The sequence below is a fragment of the Bradyrhizobium sp. CIR18 genome, assembly GCF_014198295.1.
Classification (GTDB): Bacteria; Pseudomonadota; Alphaproteobacteria; order Rhizobiales; family Xanthobacteraceae; genus Bradyrhizobium.
In genome coordinates, this window is the sequence record NZ_JACIHF010000008.1 from 263,977 (window position 1) to 284,378 (window position 20,402).

The 20,402-nt window shown below is 65.3% G+C and carries 15 protein-coding genes and 1 pseudogene; 6 read left to right on the forward strand and 10 right to left on the reverse strand.

The features are described 5' to 3' along the window. Positions 1–141 precede the first annotated feature (141 nt). Positions 142–1,875 (reverse strand): adenylate/guanylate cyclase domain-containing protein, encoded by a 1,734-nt coding sequence (locus tag GGD65_RS24965; RefSeq protein ID WP_183236910.1) that lies wholly within the window; start codon positions 1,873–1,875, stop codon positions 142–144. A gap of 290 nt (positions 1,876–2,165) precedes the next feature. On the opposite strand from GGD65_RS24965, the pseudogene GGD65_RS24970 reads away from it, so the two are divergent. Continuing rightward, positions 2,166–3,728 (forward strand): annotated as a pseudogene (locus GGD65_RS24970) (glycosyltransferase family 39 protein); the annotation flags it as partial. 169 nt (positions 3,729–3,897) lie between these two features. Here the strand turns inward: GGD65_RS24970 and GGD65_RS24975 are convergent. Together GGD65_RS24975 and GGD65_RS24980 are read right to left on the reverse strand one after the other, a co-directional pair. Then, positions 3,898–4,926: a YcjF family protein gene (locus GGD65_RS24975; RefSeq protein WP_183236911.1), complete on the reverse strand. Its 1,029-nt coding sequence runs from the start codon at positions 4,924–4,926 to the stop codon at positions 3,898–3,900. Beyond that, complete coding sequence (locus tag GGD65_RS24980) at positions 4,923–6,392, reverse strand: YcjX family protein (protein WP_183236912.1); 1,470 nt, start codon at positions 6,390–6,392, stop codon at positions 4,923–4,925. The genes GGD65_RS24975 and GGD65_RS24980 overlap by 4 nt, the downstream gene beginning before the upstream one ends. A gap of 178 nt (positions 6,393–6,570) precedes the next feature. On the opposite strand from GGD65_RS24980, the gene trhA reads away from it, so the two are divergent. Beyond that, positions 6,571–7,266, forward strand: a complete 696-nt coding sequence (gene trhA, locus GGD65_RS24985) for a PAQR family membrane homeostasis protein TrhA (protein WP_018317231.1) — start codon at positions 6,571–6,573, stop codon at positions 7,264–7,266. A 54-nt stretch (positions 7,267–7,320) separates the two neighbouring features. After that, a complete protein-coding gene (locus GGD65_RS24990; protein WP_183236913.1) occupies positions 7,321–8,115 on the forward strand; it encodes an SDR family oxidoreductase in 795 nt (264 codons plus the stop codon). Positions 8,116–8,308: 193 nt separating this feature from the next. On the opposite strand, the gene GGD65_RS24995 is transcribed toward GGD65_RS24990, so the two are convergent. Then, positions 8,309–8,767, reverse strand: coding sequence for a MarR family winged helix-turn-helix transcriptional regulator (locus GGD65_RS24995; RefSeq protein WP_183236914.1), 459 nt, complete (start codon positions 8,765–8,767; stop codon positions 8,309–8,311). A 75-nt stretch (positions 8,768–8,842) separates the two neighbouring features. Between GGD65_RS24995 and GGD65_RS25000 the strand changes: the two genes are divergently transcribed. Next, complete coding sequence (locus GGD65_RS25000) at positions 8,843–9,640, forward strand: SDR family NAD(P)-dependent oxidoreductase (protein WP_183236915.1); 798 nt, start codon at positions 8,843–8,845, stop codon at positions 9,638–9,640. Between the two features lie 210 nt (positions 9,641–9,850). On the opposite strand, the gene mdlC is transcribed toward GGD65_RS25000, so the two are convergent. The 4 genes from mdlC to GGD65_RS25020 all read right to left on the reverse strand — a co-directional run bounded on the left by mdlC (position 9,851) and on the right by GGD65_RS25020 (position 14,804). After that, positions 9,851–11,485 (reverse strand): benzoylformate decarboxylase, encoded by a 1,635-nt coding sequence (mdlC, locus tag GGD65_RS25005; RefSeq protein ID WP_183236916.1) that lies wholly within the window; start codon positions 11,483–11,485, stop codon positions 9,851–9,853. A gap of 174 nt (positions 11,486–11,659) precedes the next feature. After that, entirely contained in the window at positions 11,660–12,511 is an 852-nt protein-coding gene (locus tag GGD65_RS25010) for a MaoC family dehydratase N-terminal domain-containing protein (RefSeq protein ID WP_183236917.1), read from the reverse strand. Positions 12,512–12,526: 15 nt separating this feature from the next. Next, a complete protein-coding gene (locus tag GGD65_RS25015; RefSeq protein WP_183236918.1) occupies positions 12,527–13,624 on the reverse strand; it encodes a CaiB/BaiF CoA-transferase family protein in 1,098 nt (365 codons plus the stop codon). 10 nt (positions 13,625–13,634) lie between these two features. Beyond that, positions 13,635–14,804: an acyl-CoA dehydrogenase family protein gene (locus GGD65_RS25020; protein ID WP_018317224.1), complete on the reverse strand. Its 1,170-nt coding sequence runs from the start codon at positions 14,802–14,804 to the stop codon at positions 13,635–13,637. Between the two features lie 125 nt (positions 14,805–14,929). Here GGD65_RS25020 and GGD65_RS25025 point away from each other — a divergent pair, with 125 nt between their 5' ends. Beyond that, positions 14,930–15,850: a LysR substrate-binding domain-containing protein gene (locus tag GGD65_RS25025; RefSeq protein ID WP_183236919.1), complete on the forward strand. Its 921-nt coding sequence runs from the start codon at positions 14,930–14,932 to the stop codon at positions 15,848–15,850. 279 nt (positions 15,851–16,129) lie between these two features. Here the strand turns inward: GGD65_RS25025 and GGD65_RS25030 are convergent, their stop codons facing one another. Together GGD65_RS25030 and GGD65_RS25035 are read right to left on the reverse strand one after the other, a co-directional pair. Next, positions 16,130–17,404 carry a cytochrome P450 gene (locus GGD65_RS25030; RefSeq protein ID WP_018317222.1) on the reverse strand — a complete coding sequence of 425 codons (1,275 nt, stop codon included), beginning with the start codon at positions 17,402–17,404 and terminating at the stop codon, positions 16,130–16,132. 175 nt (positions 17,405–17,579) lie between these two features. Next, positions 17,580–18,845 (reverse strand): cytochrome P450, encoded by a 1,266-nt coding sequence (locus GGD65_RS25035; RefSeq protein WP_183236920.1) that lies wholly within the window; start codon positions 18,843–18,845, stop codon positions 17,580–17,582. A 400-nt stretch (positions 18,846–19,245) separates the two neighbouring features. Between GGD65_RS25035 and GGD65_RS25040 the strand changes: the two genes are divergently transcribed. Next, positions 19,246–20,400 carry a YjgN family protein gene (locus GGD65_RS25040; RefSeq protein WP_409362759.1) on the forward strand — a complete coding sequence of 385 codons (1,155 nt, stop codon included), beginning with the start codon at positions 19,246–19,248 and terminating at the stop codon, positions 20,398–20,400. Positions 20,401–20,402 lie beyond the last annotated feature (2 nt).

Consider the following 20,402-nt stretch of genomic DNA (forward strand, 5'->3'; position numbering starts at 1 on the left):
CCCCCGGGGCGATGCGAAGCATCGTCCCGCGCGCGGGTGAGGGCTTTCTCCTCTAGGGGATTGTCCCATTGCGGAGACACCCTCTCCCCAACCCTCCCCCGCAAGCGGGGGAGGGAGCTCACCGCCTCCGTAGCTCACAAATCACGCTGCGACGCGCTCGGTTCGATCGACCAGCGCCGTCAGCTCCCGCGCATCCGCGACGACGCGCACCGCCATCGGCTCGTCGCGGCCGCGGATCGCGACCTCCTGTTGCGGCAGCGTATCGTCGGCGAGGCCCGCCGTGCTGCGGATTTCGTCCGAGACGATCGCCTCGCAGGCCAGCGTCTTGGTCATGTCCTGCAGCCGGGCGGCGACGTTGACGGCATCGCCCAGCGCCGTGAAGACGATGTGATCGCGATAGCCGATGTCGCCGATGATGACCTCGCCGCCGTGAATGCCGATGCCGAAGCGGATCGGCTGGCGCAGATCATGGCTCAATAGCTGGTTCAGCTCGTCGATATGCGTGGCGATGCCGCTGGCAGCCTTCAGCGCCTGCCGGCAGGCGGTTTGCGGATCGGCCGTGAGCCCGAACAGCGCCAGCATGCCGTCGCCGACGAACTGGTTCGGCTGGCCGCCATTCTCGATCACGGCCTGCGAGACCGCGCCGAGGAAGCGGTTGACGATGAAGACGGTGTCGAACGGCAGCCGCTTCTCGGCGAGCTGGGTCGAGCCGCGCATGTCCACGAACAGGCTGACGAGATAGCGCTCCTGGCCGATCCGCGCCGGCGCCGAGGCCTGCGCGTTGGCCGACGACGTTTGCGGGGTGAAAAGCTGGAAGAAGGAGAGATCCGACGTCGGCCGCAGCTGGCAGGCCAGCCTGATCGAGGGGTCGTTGGTGCCGACGCGGGTCAGCACGAAGGCCTCGCGCTGCGACGGCTCGGGCAGGACGCCATGATCGCCGATGACACGGATGCGGCAGGTCGAGCAGCGGGCGCGGCCGCCGCAGACGCTGGCATGCGGCAGATTATGGCGCAGGCTCGCTTCCAGCACGGAGAGGCCCTTGGGAACCCGCACCGTCCTGCCATTGCCGTAGGACAGCGCGATCATGCCGCCGCGCCGCTCGCGCCAGGCCCGCACGCCGCGTGCCGCCAGCGCCAGGCCAAGCAGCCCAAAATAGGTGATGGTGAAGGCGCCGGTGATGCGATCGAGCGTGTTGCCTTCCGCGACCGTGCCGACCTGGCGTCGGGTGAGATTGTGCGTCCGCCATTCCCCGTCATCGGCCTCGATCGCGACGCTGCGGCCGCCCTGGTAGATGCCGAGCAGCGACAGCGTCGGGACCAGCACCGCGGCGGCGAGCAGATAGGGCGCGGCGCGCGTGAAGAACGGCTTGAGGCGGAGCCAGAAATAAATTCCGATGCAGCCGTGCACCCAGGCAATGAGCAGCAGGATCGTCATCTGCCAGAGCCGGCCGGGCGCTGCGACGAAGAACAGATAGAGCTCCTGCGGATAGAGCTTCTGGTGATCGTACAGCGTATAGCCGAGCCGCACCCCGACCACGTGCGCCATGACCAGCGCGGGGATGCTGAGGCCCAGCACGAGCTGAAGCGGCTCGATCGTCCGCCAGCGGAACTGCCGGCGCTGGTACAGCGCATAGATGCCGAGCCCCATATGGGTGAGCGCGGCGGTGTAGAACACGATCGAGACGGGGAGAAACTGCCAGAAGGCGGTGTGGTAGTAGACCCCAGCCTCCATGGCCTCGACCGAGATATTGCCGAGCGCGTGGTTGAGGAAATGGCTGATCACATAACAGAACAGGATCACGCCGCAGACGAGCCGCACCTGCCGCACGCTGGTCCCGCGGACGAGTTCGGAGATGGATGCAGCAGCGGTGGCCATGATTCGGTTGTATCAGTTCATGAAGGAGAACAGCCAGCGTAGCGTTTAATTCCCGATGTGGACAGGTTGCGGGATCACATGCGCGGTAAGGTTACGAAATCGTAGGGTGGGCAAAGGCGCGCCCTTGCGCGCCGTGCCCACCGTTTTTCTATCATATCCTGCTGGTGGGCACGCTTCGCTTTGCGGCGTCCGCGTTGAGGCTGGGATCGCCGCTTGCCCATCCCCCCGCATTGACTCCCCCTCCCAGGTTGGCGAAAAGCGCGGCCGTGACGACAGCCCCTGACATCACCATGCCCGCCGGCGGCGCCTCGCGCCGTACCCTTGTCATGGCCGTAGCAATCATCGCCGCGATGACGCTGCTGCGCATCGTCTACGCCTCCGCAATCGAGCTGCGCACCGACGAGGCCTATTATTGGACCTGGTCGAAGGAGGGGGCGCTGAGCTTCCTCGATCACCCCCCGGGCATCGCCTGGCTGATCCGTTTCGGAACCACGATCTTCGGCGACACCGCGCTCGGCGTCCGCTTCGGCGGCATCGTCGCGATGCTCGTCACGCAGCTCCTGCTCGCCGACATTGTCCGCCGCCTCACCCATGATGTGCGCGCCGTATTGTTCGCGGTGCTGATGCCGGAAGCCGCGCTCTATTACGGCCTGCTGATGGCCAAGGTCGCGCCCGATGTCGCCATGATCCCGTTCGCGGTGGCGATGATGTGGTCGCTGGTGCGGCTGACGCAAAGCGGCGACGGACGCTGGTGGCTCGCGTCCGGTCTGTTCGCCGGCCTCTCGATGCTGTCGAAATTCACCGCGATCATGTTCGCTCCGGCGGTTGCCGCCTTCCTGCTGGTACCGGATTGGCGCTGGCGCTGGCTGCGCAGCCCCTATCCTTATCTCGCGGTGCTGGTCGCAATCGCCGTGTTCTCGCCGGTGCTGATCTGGAACGCGCAGCACGACTGGGCCTCGTTTCGTTTCCAGGGGGTACGCGCCACCGCCAATTACGGCATCTCGCTGCGGACCATCGGTGACTTCATCGGCCTGCAGTTCGGTCTGGTCGGCTTCGTCATGCTGCCGGTGGTGCTGACCGGCCTGGTGCTGACGGCATGGCGCGGCTATCGCACGCGCGAGCCCGTTGGAATTCTCTTGTCGACGGCGGTGCTGGTGCCGTTCGCCTATTTCCTCTTTAAGTCGACCACGCTTCGGGTCGGCGACACCTGGCCGATGTTCATGTGGCCGGTCGGTTTCGCCGCCGCGGCCGTGAACCTCGCGATGATGGCGAAGGAGGGCTGGTCGGCGCGCATGCTCAACTCGTCGCTGTTCTGGGTGAGGACAGCGGTCGGCTCCGGCATCGCCTTCGTCGTGATCGTGTTCCTCTATTACGTCGCCGCGCCCTGGAATCTGCTCGGCAAGATCGACCCGATCGGCGCGGAAGCCGGCTACGAGCAGGTCGCCGCGCGCGCGCAGGCCGCGCTCGACGAAACCGGCGCGACCTGGATCGCGACCACGGACTACCGCACCTACGCCATGATGCGCTGGCTGTTCCGGGGCCGCGTGCCCGTCATCGAGATCAACGAACGCGGCCGCTTCCAGGATTTCCGCGATCCCGGCATGGACCGGATCAAGGGCCATGCCGGCATCTATGTCGGCCGCGAGCCGGACAATCGGTCTTCGCTGTGGGAGAACATCCCGGCCAAGCGCGAGCATCTCGGCGAAGTCGAGCGCCGCTGGCGCGGTGTTCTCGCGGATACCTATGTGATCGAAAAGCTCACCGATTGGACGCCGGAGTTGTCACCGCCGAAGGATTCGCCGCTGTTTTGGTGGAAGGTGCTGGCGGGGGAGTTTGAAAAGCGAGTGCGCGCAGCGCGGCGGTGTGGGGTGATTTCTCCACACGGGCAGTATCGTAGGGTGGGCAAAGCGAAGCGTGCCCACGCATCTTTGCGATCGAGAGAGATGGTGGGCACGGCGCAAGCGCGCCTTTGCCCACCCTACGATTCCGGTCTTGCGGAGAGAGCCCTCACCCGTCTTGCCGCTACTCCTCCTCGTCCTTTTTCCGCAGCAGATCCGTCGCGAGGTCCGACAGCTTCGGCGGCGGCAATGCCGCAAACGGCAGCGGCCTTGTGACGGCGATTGCCGCCAGTCCCAGCCGTGCCGTCAGCAATCCGTTCAGCACGCCTTCGCCCAAGCGCTGCGACAGCTTTGCCGCGATACCGTGGCCGAGCATCTGCTGCACCAGGCTGTCGCTCGCGGCCATGCCGCCGGTGATGGCGAGATGGGCGATGACGTGGCGGAGCAGGCGGATCATGCCGAGCGCGCCGGGGCGGCCGCCGTAGAGATAAGCGAGCTGGCGGATCAGGCGCAGTGCGGCGACGAACACGAACAGCACATCGATCGCGGCACGGGGCGAGACCGCGGTCACGATCGAAACCTTTTGCGCCGCCGACGATACCAGCCGCCGTGCCTCCGCATCCAGCGGCGACATCAGCTCGCGCTCGGCGAGGCGGATCATGTCGGCGCCGTCGATGATCTCGCCGGTGTGACTCTCCAGCGTCGCGCGGGCGCGTGCGAGCTGCGGATTCTGGTGCGCGAGCTTGAGCAGATCCTGGACGATGACGCGGCTTTCCTTGCGGTCGTCGCTGGCGAGCACCGCGGCGGCGCGCGCATGCAACTGCTCGATCGTCGCCAGCCGCGCCAGGCCGAGTGCCTCGCGGCCGATCACCACCGCAAGCGCCAGCGCGGTGACGAGCGCAAAGGCGAGACCGAAGTAGCCGAGCGTTTCGCTGCGCGTGAACAGGTCCTCGATCAGATGCACCACGCCGAGCCCGGTGCCGAGCAGCGTCAGCCCGGCGAGGCCTGACCAGAACAGCGTACCCCAGGGAAATCCGCGCCGCGTCGGCCGCGCGGCCTCGATCGGCACCGGCAGTGCCTGCGGATCGTGCTCCGGCGTGATCTGGATCGTGGCGCGGCCAAGCCGTGCCGTCTCGTCGGCTTCGGTGACGACGACGCCGGGATCGTCGAGCCGGAACGTTGCCGGCCGCCGTGGCTTCGATCGGTCGTTCATGCGAGCTTGTCTCCGATCAGGAACTGCAAGGCACGGTCGAGGCGAATGTGAGGCAGCGTCGGCGGCTCGGTGCCCTCGCGGTCGAGTGTGGGCGGACGGAAGCGTAGGAAGCGGAAATCGCTTGTCCCGGCGGTCTCGGTTGCGAGGCCGCGGAACGCGGCATTGCCGTTGAACAGCGGCTCGGGATCCAGTGGCAAATCGCCCGGAAAGGTCGCTACTTCCGTGTTGCCGTCGAAGAATTCACCGCCGGCGCTTTCGCCCGCGGCCGGTGTTCCCAGGATCGACGGCAATTTGTCGCGGCCGCGCGCGACTTGGGCTTCTCGTGTGGCACGCACCGCGGCGAGCGCCACCACGTCGATCGCCGCGCCGGTATTTTCCGCGCGCGCAACGGCGCCCGAGACGGCGCGGCGCAGCACGGCCTCGAGCCGGTCGTGGCTGGAATGGTGCAGATGGTCGGCCTTGGTCGCCGCAAACAGGATGCGATCGATGCGCGGGCGGAACAGGCTGGAGAGGATCGTGCTGCGGCCGATGTTGAAGCAATCGAGAATGCCGGCGAGGGCGGCTTCGAGATCGTGCAGCGCCTCGGGTCCGGAGTTGAACGCGGACAGTGCGTCGGCTAGAACGATCTGGCGATCGAGCCGGGCAAAATGATCCCTGAAGAACGGCCGCACCACGACGTCCTTGTAGGCCTCGAAACGGCGCACCATCATCGCCCACAGCGATCCCTCCGGCGCCTGCCCGCCGATCGGCACGTCGAGCGGCGCGAAGGTCAGTGCCGGGGAGCCTGCGAGATTGCCGGGCATCAGGAAGCGGCCGGGCGGCAACAGGCTCATCGCAAAGCGCTCGTCGCGGCAGGCGCGCAAATAATCGGTGAAGAGCTTTGCAGCGGTGAGCGTCGCCTGCTCGTCCTCGCATGCGTCGGGCTTGAGCGTTGCCAGATGCGCGTGCCATTCGCTGGCGAGATGCGCGCGCGGCGCCTCGCGCGACAGCGCAAGACTCTCCGCCGACCATTGCTCAAAGCTCTTCTGCAGCAGCGGCAGGTCGAGCAACCACTCGCCGGGATAGTCGACGATGTCGAGGGTCAGCGTGCGATCGGCGCCGTTCGGGCGCTGATAGTCGATGACGAGCCTGAGCTCGCTGATGTCGACGGTCGAGTTCGGCCAGCGTCGCTCCTCGACCAGCGCGCGCAGATGGCTCTCATATGCAAAACGCGGCACGGCGTCGTCGGGCTGCGGCGCCAGATGCGCGCGCGCGATCCGGCCCGAGGCGTAAGCGTCGAACACCGGAAACCGGCCGCCGCGGGTGAGGCCGTGGATCAGCGCGGTGATGAACACGGTCTTGCCAGCCCGCGACAGGCCGGTAACGCCTAACCGCACCGTCGGGTTGAAGAAGTGCTCGCCGTAGTCGATCAGCGCCTGCGCGGACAAGCGCGCTTCTTCGACCATATCCTGGAAACTGAATGCCATATGAACGTTAATGGATCGGGGGCGGCGGGACTGTGTGACCGATCACAAAAGTGGCAATTGCGTGAAGAAAATCAAGCTCCATACTTCCACCGTCTTTGTCGGAAAATCAGCCGTTTGAACGACGCGCCGATCCCGAAAGACCCATACAAGAGGACATTGCCTCATCTTGCGGATTGCCATGACCGTCTTCCAACTGAAAGAGTTCGCATCCACCTCCGTCCACGCCGCAGCCGACGTGATCGGCTGGAATTACGACCGCGCCGAGCTGATCGCCGACGGCGTCATCCACGCGATCGGCGTCCTCTTCGGCATCATCGCCGCGACCGTGCTGGTGGTGCTGACGGTGGTCTATGCCAATACGATCGATATCGTCGGGGTCTCGATCTACGTCGCCGGCCTGCTCTCGATGCTGGTGCTGTCGGCAACTTATAATCTCTGGCCGGTGTCGCCAGCCAAATGGCTGCTGCGGCGGTTCGACCACTCCGCGATCTATCTGCTGATCGCGGCGACCTATACGCCGTTCATCCTCGAGGTGAAGGACAGTGGATTCGCGCTGGTGCTGCTCGCCGGCGTCTGGTGTGTCGCCATCCTCGGCATCGTGCTGAAGCTCTTCTACCCCGGCCGGTTCGACCGCGTCTCGGTCGGCATCTATCTCGCGATGGGCTGGAGCGGCGTGATGCTCTACGACGCCGTGGTCCGGGCGCTGCCCGCGCTGGTGCTGGGCTTCATCCTTGCGGGCGGACTGCTCTACAGCTTTGGCGTGATCTTCCATGCCTGGCGGCGGCTGCGCTTTCAGAATGCGATCTGGCACGGCTTTGTGTTGGCCGGCGCGGCGTGCCATTATACTGCGGTGCTCGACCTCATGTTGAGCTGAGCAAGACCCAAAGGGGTCTTCCAGGAAGCGGTATAAGACAAGAGGAGACGTCGCATGCAGGTGACCGGCAAGGTCGTGGTCGTCACGGGCGGCGCAAACGGCATCGGCAAGGCGCTGTGCGAGGCGTTTTACAATGCGGGCGCAGCCAAGGTCGTCGTCGCGGATATGGACGCCGCCAATGCGAGGGCGGTCGCGGCCATGGTGGATGGCGCGGCCTTCAAATGCGATGTCGCGCAGGAGAAAGACATCTCGCACGTCATCGAGGAGACCGAGCGGCAGTTCGGCCCCATCGCCCTGTTCTGCTCCAATGCCGGCATCGGCGGCGGCTTCGATCCGATGTCGGTCAATGCCGGCGGCGCCTCGGATGAACCGTGGCAGCGCAGCTGGGCGATCCACGTCATGGCCCATGTCTATGCGGCGCGGCATCTGATCCCGCGCATGAAGGCGCGCGGTGGCGGCTATTTCCTCAACACCATCTCGGCCGCGGGCCTGCTGTCCCAAGTCGGCAGCCCCGCTTATTCCACCACCAAGCACGCCGCGGTCGGCTTTGCCGAGAATCTCGCGATCTCGCACAAGGCCGACAACATCAAGGTCTCGATCCTCTGTCCGCAGGGCGTCGACACCAACATGCTGCGCTCGATCCCGAAGGGCCCGCAATCCGGTGACGGCGATCTCACGCCGGAGCAGGTGGCGAAAGACGTGCTCGCCGGCCTCGAGCAGGAGACGTTCCTGATCCTGCCGCATCCGCAAGTGCTCGGCTATATGCGCAAGAAGACCGAGAATTACGATCGCTGGCTCGGCGGCATGGCCAAGATCCAGGCGAAGATGCGGGAGGAGTTCGGGAAGTAGCCGTGAGGTCGGTGCGATTGAGGCACACTCGCGCCAAACACTCGCTGTCGTCCCTGCGAAAGCAGGGACCCATAACCACAGGGAGAAGTTTGGCGAAGACTGGTAGATGTTCTTGCGCGCGGTACTGACACCTGCGCTTTACGGATAAATCACGCGGTATGGGTCCCTGCGTTCGCAGGGACGACACCGGTGGTTACGGAGGCAACGCCTCATCCTCCCCCCGGCTTGCCCGCAACGCCCGCGCATAAAGCATCATGCCGTCGCGCACGGTGCGCTGCTCCGCCGCCGTCAACGCCGCCAGCGCGCCGCGGACCTGCTGCCGGCCAAACGCGTGCAGCGCCTCCAGCGTGCGCCGGCCCTTCGCCGTCAGCGACAGTAGCTTGCTGCGGGCATCATTCTCATCCGGCGTCTCCCTGAGCTCGCCGCAGTCGATCAGCTTGCGCACCAGGCGGCTGACGCTGGATTTCTCCAGCCGCAGGAAATCGCCGAGCTCGGCTGAGGTCATCGGACCGCGGATGCCGATCTCCAGGATGGTGTGCACGGCCGACGGCGGATAGTCCGAGGCCGCCACCGTCGCATCCATGAAGCCGAGCTCGCGCACCATCAACCGCGAGGCGGCGCGAATGTCGTCGATCAGCGCAAGCTCGGCCATCTTGACTCCCGGCATATAGTTGTATCATACAACTATATGCGCGCAGCGGCGCGCGCAAGGGTTTTGGAGTGAGCCATGAGCGGAGCTTTGCCGTCAGGTCAGCGGATGCGGGGCAAGGTCTGCCTCGTCACGGGCGGCGGCAGCGGCATCGGCCGCGCCACAGCGTTGCGGATGGCGACCGAAGGCGCCGAGGCGATCATCGTCGCGGGCCGGCGCGAGGCCGAGATCGAGGCGACCGCCGCTTCGTGCCGCGAACTCGGTGTCGAGGCGATCCCGCTCAAGACCGACATCACGCGCGAGGACGACGTCGCGCGCCTCGTCGGCACCGCCATCGAACGTTGCGGCCGGCTCGACGTCGCCTTCAACAATGCCGGCTTCCAGGAGCGCCGCGCGCCGCTGGAAGAGCAGGGCACTGATATTTACGACAGCGTGTTCGACACCAATGTCCGCGCGCTGTTCCTGTGCCTGCGCCATCAGCTGCCGGCGATGCTGGCGCAGGGCCGCGGCAGCATCGTCGTCAACGCTTCTGTCAGCGGCGTGCGCAATCCCAACCCCGGCTTCTCGCTCTATTCGGCCTCGAAGGCCGCCGCGATCTCGCTGACGCGCTCGGCCGCGCTGGAGAACGCCCCGCGCGGCATCCGCATCAACGCCATCGCGCCGGGCCGCGTCGTCACCGACATGATGCTGCGCGCCGGCGTCGGCGATGTCGCAACCGTCAGCGCCGGCCTGCCGTTGCGGCGGATGGGGAATCCGGAGGAGGTGGCGGAAGCCGTGGTGTGGTTGGCATCCGATGCGTCATTGTTGGCATCCGATGCGTCATCCTATGTGGTTGGGCACGTGCTCGCGGCGGACGGGGGGTTTTTGGCGTCGTAGTTTTTGGACGGTGGCGCAACAAGCTCAGTGTCGTCCCCGCCTAGTGCGCAATTGCGCACGGGGCGCGGGGACCCATAACCCCAGGGAGAAGTTTGGCGAAGACTGGTCGTGTTTTTGCCCGCGGTACTGACACCGCGCCTTACCGATAGATCACGCGGTATGGGTCCCTGCGCCCCGTGCGCAATTGCGCACTAGGCAGGGACGACAGCGTCAATGCTTCTGCCCGTACAGCACCGGCACCGCCGAATCCACGATGACCTCGACCAGGCTCGTGCCCTCGAATGCCATCCCGCGCTTGAGCGCCTCGCCGAGCTCCGCTGCCCTCGTCACCCGCACCGCGTGACACCCCATGCCTTCGGCGATCTTCACGAAATCGATGCCCGGCAGCTCCAGCCCCGGCACGTTGCGCACCTGCATCACCTGGCTGAACGAGCGCATCGCGCCGTAGCCGGAATTGTTGATGACGATGATGGTCAGCGGCAGCTTGCGCTGCGCGGCGGTCCACAGCGCCTGGATCGAGTACATCGCGGAGCCATCGCCGATCAGGCACACGGTGCGCTGCTTCGGCTTGCCCAGCGCCATGCCGACGGCGGCGGGCAGGGAATAGCCGAGGCCGCCGCTCGCCATGGTGTAAAAACTGTCCTGGCCGCGCATCGGCATGAATTTCTGCATCGCCGGCCGGTGCGAGGGCACTTCCTCGACCAGCGAGGTGCCGTCGGGCATCGCCTGCGACAGCGAATGCAGCAGGAACTCGACCGGCAGCGGATCGGCGGCCTGCGGCGCCGGCGGCAGCGTGCGGCCCTTTGGCGCCGCGCGTTTGGTCTCCGGCAGCAGGTCGAGCAGCAGGCTCAGCGCCGGTTTCATCGTCGCGATGATGCTGGTGCCGACCGGCGTCACCGCCGCTGCATCCGGATCATCCGTGATCTGGAAGATCGTCGCGCCGCCATCGAAGATCGCGGCATGGCCCTCGACATGGAAGGTGAACACCGGCGCGCCGATGACGACGACAAGGTCGTGCTCCCGCAGCGCGTCGGAGAGCTGCGCCGGCGAGGCATGCAGGAAACCGGCGAACTGCGGGTGCCGCTCGGGGAACGAGCATCGCGCCGAGAACGGGCTGACCCAGACGCTGGCCTTGGCCTTCTCGGCCACGCGCACCATCAGGTCGACCGCGCCGGCGCGGTCGATGCCGGGGCCGACGACGAGGGCAGGGTGCTTGGCCGAACCGAGCGCGGCCGCCAGCGCCTTCATCGCCTCCGGCTCGGGGCCGGTCTCGCGGCTGACCTTGCGCGCCTCGACCGGCGCGCAGGCATGGGCCCAGTCGTCGATCGGGATCGAGACGAAGGTCGGCCCGCAGGGCGGCTGCATCGCGGTGTAATAGGCGCGCGCGATCGCGGCCGGCACGTCCTCGGGCCGCGCCGGTTCGACGCTGTATTTCACGTAAGGCCGCGGAAATTCCGATGCGCGCTCGGCATAAAGGAAGGCCTGCAGCGGCAGGATCGAGCGCGCCTGCTGGCCCGCGGTGATCACGAGCGGCGTCTGGTTACGATGCGCGGTGTAGATGTTGCCGAGCGCATTGCCGACGCCGGCGGCCGAATGCAGATTGACGAAGGCGGCATTGCGGGTCGCTTGCGCGTAGCCGTCGGCCATGCCGACGGCGGAGGCTTCCTGCAGCGCCAGCACGTAGTCGATGTCATCGGGCCAGTCGCTGAGGAACGGCAGCTCGGTTGAACCAGGGTTGCCGAAAACCCTGTCGATGCCGAACGAGCGCAGCAGGTCGAGCGTCGCCTGCTTCACGGTGACGGATCTGCTGCCGGTCTTGCCGCCTGGCTTGCCGTTCTTGGCCATGGTTTCCGTCCCTTCTCAACTCCTCATCCTCAAGAGCGCGTCTTCGCGCGTCTCGAAGGATGAAGGCCCGGCTGGTGGCCTCGCCCTTCGAGACGCGCGCAAACGGCGCGCTCCTCAGGGTGAGGGTCTAACTTCCTACATCGTCATTACATTCGCAATGGCGAGGAGAGGCCATCACCACACCGCCGTGCCCTTCATCGTCGGCTGCCCTTCCGCGTTCGCGGTCCACAGCTCCATGCCGGCCTCGGTCTCGTTGGCGTTGACCGAGAACTCGGTGCCCTCGAACAGCGGCTGCAGGCCGCGATACGAAAACTTCTTCGGCGCCTTGCCGCCGTGCAGCTTGGCGGCCATCTCGATGATCAGCGCCGCCTGCAACGGGCCGTGGAAGATCAGGCCCGGATAGCCCTCGACTTTGGTGACGTAGTCTCGGTCGTAATGGATCCGGTGGCCGTTGAAGGTCAGCGCGGAATAGCGGAACAGCAGCACGGGGTCGGAGACGTGGCTCTCGCGGTGCTGCGCCTTCGGCGGCGGGGTCGGAGCCTTGCCGCCGGCCGGCGCGTTGCTCGTCATCTCGCGATAGACGATGTCCTGCCGCTCGCGGATAGCGACGCCGCGCGGCGAGGAGATGCTGTGCTCGACCGAGACGAAGCACAGCGTGCCGGTCGAGCCGGTCTTGACCTGCACGTCGGCAATGCGCGAGGTCCGCGTCGATTCATCGCCGACCTGCAGCGGCTGCAAAAACTCGATCTCGCCGCCGGCCCACATCCGGCGCGGCAGCGGCACCGGCGGCAGGAAGCCGCCGCGGGTCGGGTGGCCGTCGGGCCCTAGCATCGACATCGGAAACACCGGCTGCGCCAGGCACCAATGCACCGTGAACGGCGCGGCGTCACCCTTTTTGGGCTCGCCGACGTCCTGGAACAGCGTCGCGCGCAGGCCCATGACGAGCTGCGCGGTGACGATGTCGGTAGCCTCGGTGCTGCGGCCGATCCATTGCCGCAAATGATCGATGTCGAGCTTCTCGGTCATGACGCCTCGCTCTTTTTACTTCTTGGGATTTTCGCCGATGGCAGGCACCGCGCCATAGCTGCGCGTCTCACCAACGATGATCGGCGCCGGCGCGGGATAGCTGACACGGCCATTCGGCGTGTCGACCTCGATGCGCCGCAGATGCGGATGGTTGGTGAGATCAGCCATGGTGTTGACCTCGGCGAAGGCGATGTCAGCCTCCGACAGCCGCTTCAAGAGCTCGTCGCGGGTCATCTTGCCGAAGATGTCGGCGACGGTCTTGTCGGTGAAGTCGCGGTTGCGCACGCGCTCGACCATATTGGCGACGCGGGGATCGGCCGGCAGATCAGGCTGGTCCAGCACCTTCGCGCACAGCGTCTTCCACTCGCGCTCGCTCTGGATCGAGATCAGGATGTCCTTGCCGTCCTTCGAGGTGAACACGCCATAGGGCGCGATCGAGGGATGGCGCAGGCCCATGCGCTTGGGCGGATTGCCGGCCTCGGAGTTGAGCAGCGGCACGGTGCACCAGTCCGCCATCACGTCGAACATGGAGATGCGGATGTCGGCGCCCTTGCCGGTGCGCCCGCGTCCGATCAGCGCTTCCAGGATCGCCGCATGCGCGGTGGCACCGGTCGCGACGTCGACGATCGACATGCCGACGCGCGAGGCGCCATCGGGATTGCCGGTAATCGAGGCGAGGCCGCTCTCGGCCTGGATCAGCAAATCATAGGCCTTGCGATGTGCATAGGGGCCCTCGTCGCCATAGCCGGTGATCGTGCAGGAGATCAGCTTCGGATAGTCCTTCAAGAGCCGCTCGCGCGAGAAGCCGAGCTTGTCCATCGAGCCCGGCTTGAGGTTCTGGATCAGAACGTCGGCGCTGGCGATCAGCTTCTCCAGCTCGGCGCAGCCTTCTTTCGTCGCGAGATCGACCACGGCCGATTGCTTGCCGCGGTTGAGCCAGACGAAATAGCTGCTCTGGCCTTTGGCCGCCGCGTCATAGCCGCGGGCGAAGTCGCCCTCGGGCCGTTCGATCTTGATCACCTCCGCGCCGGCATCCGCCAGGCGCGAGGAGCAGAACGGCGCCGCCACCGCCTGCTCGACCGCAATCACCCTGATCCCGTCAAGTGCTCCCATGATGGTGGCCTCAGTACGAGCGCGGCATGCCGAGCACATGCTCGGCGACGAAGGAGAGCACGAGGTTGGTCGAGATCGGCGCCACCTGATAGAGCCGCGTCTCGCGGAATTTGCGCTCGACGTCGTATTCCTCGGCGAAGCCGAAGCCGCCATGGGTCTGGATACAGGCGTTCGCCGCTTCCCAGGACGCATCCGCCGCCAGCATTTTTGCCATGTTGGCCTCCGCGCCGCAGTCGAGCCCGGCCTCGTATTTGCGGGTGGCTTCCTTCACCATCAGCTCGGCCGCGCGCATCGAGGCATAGGCCTTGGCGATCGGGAACTGGATGCCCTGGTTCTGGCCGATTGGCCGACCAAACACGCTGCGCTCCTTGGCGTAGTTCGTTGCCTTGGCGATGAACCATTTGGCGTCGCCGACGCATTCCGCCGCAATCAAAATGCGCTCGGCGTTCATGCCGGAGAGGATGTAGCGAAAGCCCTTGCCTTCCTCGCCGATCAGGTTCTCCGCCGGCACCTTCATGTCGGTAAAGAACACTTCGGTGGTGGCATGGTTCATCATGGTGCGGATCGGGCGGATCTCGAGGCCATTGTTCTTGGCCTCGCGCATGTCGACGATGAACACTGAAAGACCGTCGGTGCGCTTCTTGGCCTGCTCCTTCGGCGTGGTGCGCGCCAGCAGCACCATCAGGTCTGAATGCTCGGCGCGGCTGGTCCAGATCTTCTGGCCGTTGACGATGTAGCTGTCGTTGCCATCCTTGCGCGCGAAGGTCTTCAGCGAGGAGGTGTCGGTGCCGCTGGTCGGCTCGGTGACGCCGAAGGCCTGCAGGCGCAATTCGCCGCTCGCGATCTTCGGCAGATATTTTGCCTTTTGCTCGGCGTTGCCGTGCCGCAGCACGGTGCCCATCGTGTACATCTGGGCGTGGCAGCCGCCGCCGTTGCAGCCCGCGCGCTGGATCTCTTCGAGGATCGCGGCCGCCGCGGACAGCTTCAGACCCGCGCCGCCATATTCCTCGGGGATCAGCACGGAGAGATAACCGGCCGCTGTCAGCGCGTCGACGAACGCCTTGGGGTAGGCCATCTCGCGATCGAGCTTACGCCAATATTCGCCGGGGAACTGGGCGCAGAGCTTGGCGACGGCTTCACGGATGTCGGCGTAGTCTTCGGTGTGGTGTTCTTCACTCATGGCGTTTCCAATTCTCAGCGGCAGTTAAGATAACGCCGGCCGATCCTCAGGCGTTGTGAAAACAACGCCCGCCCCCTATGCTCATTTGTTATAGCGTATGGAGTAGCCTTCCAGGATTGGCAAGCATGGATTTCCGGCAGCTCAGGACCTTCAGTTGCGTGGCGGAGCTCGGCAGCCTCTCCAAGGCCTCCGACACGCTGCGCGTGGCGCAGCCGGCGCTCTCCCGGCAGATCAAGCTGCTGGAACATGAGCTGCGAACTGAACTCTTCACCCGCAACGGCCGTGGCATGGTCTTGACCGAAGCCGGCCGGCTGCTGCTGGCGCGCACCTCCGGCATCGTGCGGCAGATCGACCAGATCCGCGACGACATCCAGTCGTCCAAGGGGCCGCCGTCGGGCCAGGTCGTGCTTGGCCTCGTTCCAACCGTGAGCTGCGTGCTGTCGGCGCGCTTTGCGCGGCGCTGCGTCGAAAAATTCCCCGGCATCTCGCTGCGCATCGTCGAGAGCTACAGCGGCCATCTGGTCGAATGGCTGCATCGCGGCGAGATGGATCTCGCCATCCTCTATGGCCGCTCGGCCGATCTGCATCTCAACGTGGAGAGCCTGGGGCGCGACAACATCGTGGCGGTCGGCCCGCGCGGCTGCGGCCTCGCCCGCAAGAAGAACGTCGACATCGGCTGGTTGCTGCGGCAACGGCTGGTGCTGCCCAGTCATTCCCACGGCCTCCGCGCGCTGATCGAGCACGCGGCCGCCCAGCGCAAGATCAAGCTCGACGTCCAGCTCGAGGCGGATTCGTTTCGCGTGCTGACGAGCCTGGTCGAGGAGGGCCTCGGCTTCGCGCTGCTGCCGCCGTCGTCGGTCCATGGCGAGGTCGCGGACGGGCGGCTGGAAACCGCGCCGGTATCCAAGCCGATGACACGCGAGCTCATTTTCGCTTCTCCGATCGACCGCCCGGTCTCGACGGCCTCGCTCGCCGTCACGGCGCTGCTGCGCGAGGAAGTCGCGGCCTGCCGCAAGGAAGGCGTCTGGGACATCAAATTGAGTTAGATGCGCTGACGTCGTAGAACAGTCAGGCGCCGCCTTGCCTTCGCATCTGGCGCGAGCTGTCATGCCGAAATTTTATAGCTGCGGTGCGAGCTCTAGGGGCGTTCGGAGCGCGCTCTTTATTCACACTCGGTGTCATTGCCCGCGAAGGCGGGCAATCCAGTATTCCAGAGGCCGCGCGGCTAGAATCGAGAAGCCGCGGCGTACTGGATGCCCCGCCTTCGCGGGGCATGACAGTGGAGATTGAGGAGATCGATTGCCCCAGGGCAGTCGATTAGCAGCCTACCCCGGAATCCTGACCGGCAGCGTCTCGTACCCCTTGATGAAGCTCGAATAGATCCGCTTCGGCTCGCCGACCACCTCGATGCGGTCGAAGCGCTTCAGCATCTCTTCCCAGACGATGCGCAGCTGCAGCTCGGCGAGGCGCATGCCGACGCAGCGGTGGATGCCGAAGCCGAAGGAGAGATGGGTGCGCGGGCGCGGACGGTCGATGATGAAATCGTTCGGCTTGTCGAACATCTCCTCGTCGCGGTTGCCGGAGACGTACCACATCACGACGCGGTCGCCCTTCCTGATGTGCTTGCCGCCGACCTCGGTGTCTTGCAACGCGGTGCGGCGCATATGCGCCAGCGGCGTCTGCCAGCGGATCACTTCGGGCACCATGGAGTCGATCAGCTCCGGATTGGCGCGTAGCCTGTCGTATTGCTCCGGGTTCTCGTTCAGCGCCAGCACCGAGCCGGTCATGGTGTTGCGCGTGGTATCGTTGCCGCCGACGATGAGCAGGATGATGTTGCCCATGAGGTTGTCGGGGTCCATGTGCCGCGTGGCGTCGTTGTGGGCCATCAGCGACAGCAGATCGTTGCGCGGCGCCGAGTTGACGCGCTCGTTCCACAGCTTGGACATGTAGGCGTAGCACTCGTCCATCTCGCGGCGGCGTTCCTCGGCGGAGGCGACGATGCCGCTCTTGGGCAGCGCGGTCGAAACATCCGACCAGCGCGTCAGCTTGCGCCGCTCCTCCCAGGGGAAGTCGAACAGGGTCGCCAGCATCTGCGTCGTCAGCTCGATCGAGACGCGCTCGACGAAATTGAAGGTCTCGTTGCGCGGCAGATTGTCGAGCACCGTCTGCGAGCGCTGGCGGATCAGCTTTGCCAGCTCGTCCAGATGTGTCGGCGTGAACATCGGCGACACCGTCTTGCGCTGCGACGAATGCCTGGGCTGGTCCATCGCGATGAAGCTCGGATAGTCGTAGCCTTCCGGCACGTCGCGGATCGAGATGCCGCCGAGCGTGGAGTCCGAGGAGAAGATGCCGTGATTGGTGTCGACATGCATGATGTCGTTGTACTTCACCACCGACCAGTACGGTTCGATCGGCGCGTTGGTGCAGTAATGCACCGGCTCTTCCTTGCGCAGTCGCTCGAACCATGGCCACAGCGTGTCGTCCTGGAACAGCCGGGGCGCGCCGGGGTGGAATTGGGACAACGGCGTCGCATAGGCCTCCTCGCGGGCCCTGCGCATGCGTTCGGCCTTGTCCACTTTAACCGGCGCTTGGATGTTCATCGTCGTGGCTCCAATTGGTTCTCGGACCTCTCCCGCTTGCGGGAGAGGTCGGCGCGTAGCGCCGGGTGAGGGTTTTCTCCTCTAGGGGATTGTCCCGTTGCGGAGATACCCTCTCCCCAACCCTCTCCCGCAAGCGGGAGAGGGGGCGCAGCATTGTCGTGGCATAGTTCGCAACTCACGCCGTAATTCTCACCGGCAGCTCTTCCAAGCCCTTTACGAAACTCGAATAGACCCGCTTGGGTTCACCGACCACATCAATATGGTCGAACCGCCTGAGAATTTCTTCCCAAATAATCTTGAGCTGGAGTTCGGCGAGCCTGAGGCCGACGCAGCGGTGAATGCCGAAGCCGAAGGACAGATGCGTGCGCGGGCGGGCGCGGTCAATGATGAAGTCGTAGGGCTTCTCAATCGCCTCCTCGTCGCGGTTGCCCGAGACGTACCACATCACGACCTTGTCACCTTTCTTGATCTCTTTCCCGCGGAACTCGAAGTCCGTGAGCGCGGTGCGCCGCATGTGCGCCAGCGGCGTCTGCCAGCGGATCACTTCGGGGACGAAACTATCGAGCAGTGCGGGGTTCTCGCGCAGCTTGCGATACTGTTCCGGATGCTGACTCAGCGCGTGGAGCGAGCCCGACATGGTGTTGCGCGTCGTGTCGTTGCCGCCGACGATCAAAAGCACGAGATTGCCGAGGAAGTTCTTGGCGTCCATGTCGCGCGTCGCGGCGCCATGCGCCATCATCGACAACAGATCGCTCTTCGGCGGCTGCGCGATGCGCTCCTTCCACAGCCGCGCGAAATAGCTGGCACATTCGGTCAGCTCGGCCTGACGCTCGTCTTCGGTGGCGACGAGGCCGTCGGGGCCGGGGATGGTGGTGGCGATGTCGGACCAGCGCGTCAGCTTGCGGCGGTCCTCCCAGGGAAAGTCGAACAGCACCGCGAGCATCTGCGTGGTGAGCTCGATCGAGACGCGGTCGACCCAGTCGAACACCTCGCCGCGGGGCAGGTTGTCCAGGCACTCGGCCGAGCGCTTGCGGATGTTGAGGGCGAGATTGTCCAGATGCGTCGGCGTGAACATCGGCGCCACGGTCTTGCGCTGCGCCGCATGGCGCGGCGGATCCATCGAGATGAAGCTCTCGCGGCGCAGGTCCGGATCGATGTCGCGGATGGTGATGCCGCCGAGCGCGGAGGCCGAGGAGAACACCGAATGGTTGGTCTCGATCTCCATGATGTCGTTGTAGCGCGTCACCGACCAGTACGGCCCGAACATCGAGTCCTTGCAATAGTGCACGGGATCTTCCCGGCGCAGCCGATCGAAATACGGCCAGAACGTATCGGTCCTGAACAATTCCGGGTCGCCCGGATCGTACTGCTCCAGCGGCAGTGAGTTGGCGCGCTCGCGCAATGCGTCGAGCTTTGCCGCGCTCTCCATGGTCCCATGCATGACCGCTCTCCCTGGCATGAACCGCGCGTTCTCGTTGAATTCTGCGCTGCGGTATTTGATTTGCAATTACAGCCGGTTGTCTGCGCCGGAGCAAGGGAGAGTTTTGTCACATCCAACCTTTGGGCGTGGCCGGGCGCGTAGCCCGGATGGAGCCAACGGGTCGGCGCAAAGCGCCGCCCGATGACAGGCTCCGCGTGATCCGGGGCCGGCGTCACTTGGGGCACGATCCCGGATGCGCTGACGGGATCTCGATCAGCGTGACCCGCCGCACACCATTTGTCGTGAAATCGTGCCAGAAACCGACTGGAATCAAGGTAAATCGAACCCCGCCATCTTGGGGACCGACCAAGCTCTGATCTATAGTTTGACCCGATCAAGACCGCATCCCGAGGTTGCCGCCGTGAACGACATGCAATGGACCCCGATCGGCTCCGAGCCCTTACCGCCGCCGCTGCCGCCTACGCGGGTCGATTTCAGCGGTGACCGCTCCGAGTTCCGGAAAATGGTCACCAAGGGTGCCATGCTGGAGCTCGTCACCTTCGGCTTCTACCGGTTCTGGCTCGTCACCGACATCCGTCGTCATCTGTGGGCGAACACCGCGATCGACGGCGATGCCGCCGAATATACCGGGCGGGCCAAGGAGCTCCTGGTCGGCTTCCTGTTCGCGCTCGCGATCCTGGTGCCGATCTATCTCGCCTACTTCCTGATCGGCATCGAGTTCGAGCGCTGGCAGGGTTTTGCCTCGACGCCGCTGTTCATCGGCTTCTACGCCTTCGGCCAGTTCGCGATTTTTCGTGCGCGACGTTACCGGTTGACGCGCACCGTTTGGCGCGGCGTCCGATTCTGGATGGACGGCTCGGGCTGGGCCTATTCGTTCCGCGCCATGGCGTGGGGCTTGCTCGTATTCCTGACGCTCGGCCTGGCGCTGCCCTGGCGCGAGGCCGCGCTCGAACGCTACAAGATGCAGCACACCCATTACGGCGATCTTCGCGGCGATTTCGAGGGCAACGGCTGGACCTTCTTCAAGCGTGGCTGGTGGCTGTGGCTGCTCACCCCGATCGCGCTGGTGATCTTCCCGCTCGCGCCGTTCTTCTATGCGGAGTTCAAGGCGCGCGAATGGCGCTGGTGGCTCGACGGCATCCGCATCGGCGGCGTCAGCCTGTCCTCGGACCTGCCGCACGATGCCTTCTACGGCCTGTACTGGAAGGTGATCGGCTGGTGGACGCTGCTCTCGATGGTATTCTCCGCCTATCTCGGCGGCTCCGCCTTGCTGGTCGTCCAGCTGAGCGGCGTTCCGGCCGATCAGGTGTTCGGCTCCGACAATGCCGCCAGGAGCATCCCGATGGTGGTGATGATGGTAGCAGGCTATCTCGCGCTGGCGCTTGCGATCAACATCGTCATGCGGGTCTATCTTCAGCGTGATCTCTGGGCCAAGGTGCTGGAGACGGTCAAGGTGCACGACATCGGCGCGGCGTCGGATGTGCAGGGGCGCGGCGTACTTGCCAGTGCGCTCGGCGAAGGTTTTGCCGACGGGCTCGATGTCGCGGGATTCTGAGC

Bases quoted from the DNA above. Each gene is read 5' to 3' on its own strand.
- GGD65_RS24965 (WP_183236910.1), bottom strand. From the start codon at position 1,875: ATGGCCACCGCTGCTGCATCCATCTCCGAACTCGTCCGCGGGACCAGC.
- GGD65_RS24975 (WP_183236911.1), bottom strand. From the start codon at position 4,926: ATGAACGACCGATCGAAGCCACGGCGGCCGGCAACGTTCCGGCTCGAC.
- GGD65_RS24980 (WP_183236912.1), bottom strand. From the start codon at position 6,392: ATGGCATTCAGTTTCCAGGATATGGTCGAAGAAGCGCGCTTGTCCGCG.
- trhA (WP_018317231.1), top strand. From the start codon at position 6,571: ATGACCGTCTTCCAACTGAAAGAGTTCGCATCCACCTCCGTCCACGCC.
- GGD65_RS24990 (WP_183236913.1), top strand. From the start codon at position 7,321: ATGCAGGTGACCGGCAAGGTCGTGGTCGTCACGGGCGGCGCAAACGGC.
- GGD65_RS24995 (WP_183236914.1), bottom strand. From the start codon at position 8,767: ATGGCCGAGCTTGCGCTGATCGACGACATTCGCGCCGCCTCGCGGTTG.
- GGD65_RS25000 (WP_183236915.1), top strand. From the start codon at position 8,843: ATGAGCGGAGCTTTGCCGTCAGGTCAGCGGATGCGGGGCAAGGTCTGC.
- mdlC (WP_183236916.1), bottom strand. From the start codon at position 11,485: ATGGCCAAGAACGGCAAGCCAGGCGGCAAGACCGGCAGCAGATCCGTC.
- GGD65_RS25010 (WP_183236917.1), bottom strand. From the start codon at position 12,511: ATGACCGAGAAGCTCGACATCGATCATTTGCGGCAATGGATCGGCCGC.
- GGD65_RS25015 (WP_183236918.1), bottom strand. From the start codon at position 13,624: ATGGGAGCACTTGACGGGATCAGGGTGATTGCGGTCGAGCAGGCGGTG.
- GGD65_RS25020 (WP_018317224.1), bottom strand. From the start codon at position 14,804: ATGAGTGAAGAACACCACACCGAAGACTACGCCGACATCCGTGAAGCC.
- GGD65_RS25025 (WP_183236919.1), top strand. From the start codon at position 14,930: ATGGATTTCCGGCAGCTCAGGACCTTCAGTTGCGTGGCGGAGCTCGGC.
- GGD65_RS25030 (WP_018317222.1), bottom strand. From the start codon at position 17,404: ATGAACATCCAAGCGCCGGTTAAAGTGGACAAGGCCGAACGCATGCGC.
- GGD65_RS25035 (WP_183236920.1), bottom strand. From the start codon at position 18,845: ATGCATGGGACCATGGAGAGCGCGGCAAAGCTCGACGCATTGCGCGAG.